3 protein-coding genes are annotated in these 2,987 nt (G+C 59.7%); 1 reads left to right on the plus strand and 2 read right to left on the minus strand.

Going from position 1 to position 2,987, the window contains the following annotated elements:
* On the plus strand, positions 1-304 hold a 304-nt coding region (locus AC1DVH_RS28840; RefSeq protein ID WP_477756645.1), incomplete at its 5' end, for a diguanylate cyclase domain-containing protein.
* A gap of 260 nt (positions 305-564) precedes the next feature.
* Here AC1DVH_RS28840 and fabI read toward each other — a convergent pair.
* Both fabI and AC1DVH_RS28850 read right to left on the minus strand, forming a co-directional pair.
* A complete protein-coding gene (gene fabI, locus AC1DVH_RS28845) occupies positions 565-1,359 on the minus strand; it encodes an enoyl-ACP reductase FabI (RefSeq protein WP_057715039.1) in 795 nt (264 codons plus the stop codon).
* A gap of 20 nt (positions 1,360-1,379) precedes the next feature.
* On the minus strand, positions 1,380-2,975 hold the full coding sequence (locus tag AC1DVH_RS28850; protein WP_477756646.1) for an ABC transporter ATP-binding protein: 1,596 nt from the start codon (positions 2,973-2,975) through the stop codon (positions 1,380-1,382).
* Between the last annotated feature and the right edge of the window lie 12 nt (positions 2,976-2,987).

A 2,987-nucleotide genomic window follows, 5' to 3' on the forward strand; every position in this document is an offset into this window, starting at 1 on the left:
TGGCCGGGCCAAAGGTGACGATGCGCTGAAGACATTCGCCGATGTCCTGCGTATCGGTTTTCGTGAAAGCGATGTGGTCGGCCGGCTCGAAGGCGACCGGTTCGTGGCGTTGCTGACCGGTTCCAGCGTCGTGGAGATTGAAGCGATCAAGGCCCGGCTCAATGAGATTCTCGATGAGCGCAACGCCACGGCGCATCGCAGTTATGACATTCGGTTCAGTGTTACCCAGGTCGAATATGACCCCACTGTTCATGACTCGATCGAGGAACTGTTGGGTGAGGCCGAGCGTGTGATGAGCCGTTAGAACAGTGGTGAATTGGCGGGCCTCTTCGCGGGCAAGCTCGCTCCCACATTGCCTGGTGTTGTTCACAAATGACCGGATCACCACAAACCCTGTGGGAGCGAGCTTGCTCGCGAAAGCGGTCTATCAGCCAGAAGAAATGTTGAATGTGATTGCCTCATCGCGAGCAAGCTCGCTCCCACAGGGGATTGTGTTTGTCCGGGACAATCGCAGGCATAAAAAACCCGCCAGAAGAGGCGGGTTTTTTAATGGCTGACCGAAGATTACTCTTCGATGCTGCCCATGGCCGTGGTGTTGAAGCCACCGTCCACGTACATGATTTCACCGCTGATGCCGGACGCCAGGTCCGAGCACAGGAAGGCGCCGGCGTTGCCGACTTCTTCGATGGTGACGTTGCGGCGCAGCGGGGTTTGCGCTTCGTTGGCGGCCAGCATCTTGCGGAAGTTCTTGATGCCGGAAGCGGCGAGGGTGCGGATCGGGCCAGCCGATACACAGTTGACGCGAGTACCGTCCGGGCCCAGGGAGCCGGCCAGGTAACGCACGCCAGCTTCCAGGGAAGCCTTGGCCATGCCCATGACGTTGTAGTTCGGCATGGTGCGCTCGGCGCCCAGGTACGACAGGGTCAGCAGGCTGCCGTTGCGGCCTTTCATCATTTCGCGGCCGGCCTTGGCCAGGGCCACGAAGCTGTAGGCGCTGATGTCGTGGGAGATGCGGAAACCTTCACGGGTGGTGGCTTCGGTGAAGTCGCCGTCCAGTTGGTCGCCCGGTGCGAAGCCTACGGAGTGCACGATGCAGTCCAGGCCGTCCCACTTCTTGCTCAGTTCTTCGAAGACCTTGGCGATTTCTTCATCGCTGGCCACGTCGCACGGGAAGCACAGCTCAGGGCTCGAGCCCCAGCCTTGTGCGAACTCTTCGACACGACCCTTGAGTTTGTCGTTCTGATAAGTGAAGGCAAGCTCAGCGCCCTCGCGATGCATGGCGGCAGCGATGCCGGATGCGATGGACAGCTTGCTGGCGACACCGACGATCAGTACGCGCTTACCGGCGAGAAAACCCATGTGTTGCTCCTCTTTTCAGGTTATTGCGCAGTGGCCGGAGCCAGAAAAGCGGCTTCCAGCAACTGCTGTGTATACGGATGTTGGGGGGCGGCAAAAATGCTTTGCGCGTCYCYCTGTTCGACCACTTGGCCATGCTTGACCACCATCAACTGGTGGCTCAGCGCTTTCACCACAGCCAGGTCATGGCTGATAAACAGATACGTCAGGTTGTACTTGGTTTGCAGTGAACGCAAAAGCTCCACTACCTGGCGTTGTACTGTGCGGTCGAGGGCCGAAGTCGGCTCGTCCAGCAAAATCAACGCCGGTTTTAACACCAATGCCCGGGCAATGGCGATTCTCTGCCGTTGCCCTCCGGAAAATTCGTGGGGGTAGCGGTGCCGGGTTTCCGGATCCAGGCCTACCTCCTTGAGTGCTGCAATGATCGCTTGTTCCTGTTCCGCCGCGGTGCCCATCTTGTGGATCCGCAGGCCTTCGCCAACGATGTCATTCACGCACATCCGTGGGCTCAGGCTGCCGAACGGGTCCTGAAACACCACTTGCATCTCCCGCCGCAGCGGCCGGACCTGTTGCTGCGTCAGGCAGTCTAGCTGCTGGCCTTCAAAACGAATCGCGCCTTTGCTGGCGATCAAGCGCAAAATCGCCAGACCCAGTGTCGATTTGCYGGAACCGCTTTCGCCCACGATCCCCAGGGTCTGGCCCTGGGGCAGGTTGAAATTGATGCCGTCGACCGCCTTGACGTAATCCACCGTGCGCTTGAGCAAGCCTTTCTTGATCGGRAACCAGACTTTCAGGTCCTCGACCGCCAGCAAGGGCGGGCCGATCACGTTGCTTGCAGGCTTGCCGCCGGGCTCCGCTGCCAGCAGTTCCCGAGTGTACGGATGCTGTGGCGCGCGGAACAGTTCTTCGCACGATGCCTGTTCGACGATGCATCCTTGCTGCATGACACATACGCGATGCGCAATTCTTCGCACAAGGTTCAAATCATGGCTGATCAGCAGCAGCGCCATGCCCAATCGGGCCTGCAGTTCCTTGAGCAATTCGAGGATTTTCAGCTGAACGGTCACGTCCAGCGCGGTGGTCGGCTCGTCGGCGATCAGCAGTTCCGGCTCGTTGGCCAGGGCCATGGCGATCATCACCCGCTGGCGCTGGCCGCCGGACAATTCGTGGGGCAGGGCCTTGAGGCGCTTGTGCGGCTCGGGGATGCCGACCATCTCCAGCAGCTCCAGGGTGCGTTTGGTCGCGACCTTGCCGGTCAGGCCCTTGTGGATGTTCAGCACCTCATTGATTTGTTTCTCGATCGAGTGCAGGGGATTGAGCGAGGTCATCGGCTCCTGGAAGATCATCGCAATCCGGTTGCCGCGAATGTGGCGGATGGTTTTTTCTTTCAGGTTCAGCAGGTTCTGCCCGGAGTATTCGATGGTGCCGGACGGATGCCGGGCGAGCGGGTAGGGCAGCAGGCGCAGGATCGAATGTGCGGTGACCGATTTACCGGAACCGCTCTCGCCGACCAAAGCCAGGGTTTCGCCGCGCTTGATGTCGAAGCTGACGCCTTCGACTGCCAACTGACAGCGATTGCCGACGACAAACTCGACGGACAGGTCGCGCACTTCGATCAGATTGTGCTGATT

It is taken from the genome of Pseudomonas sp. P4_C3, from assembly GCF_056402075.1.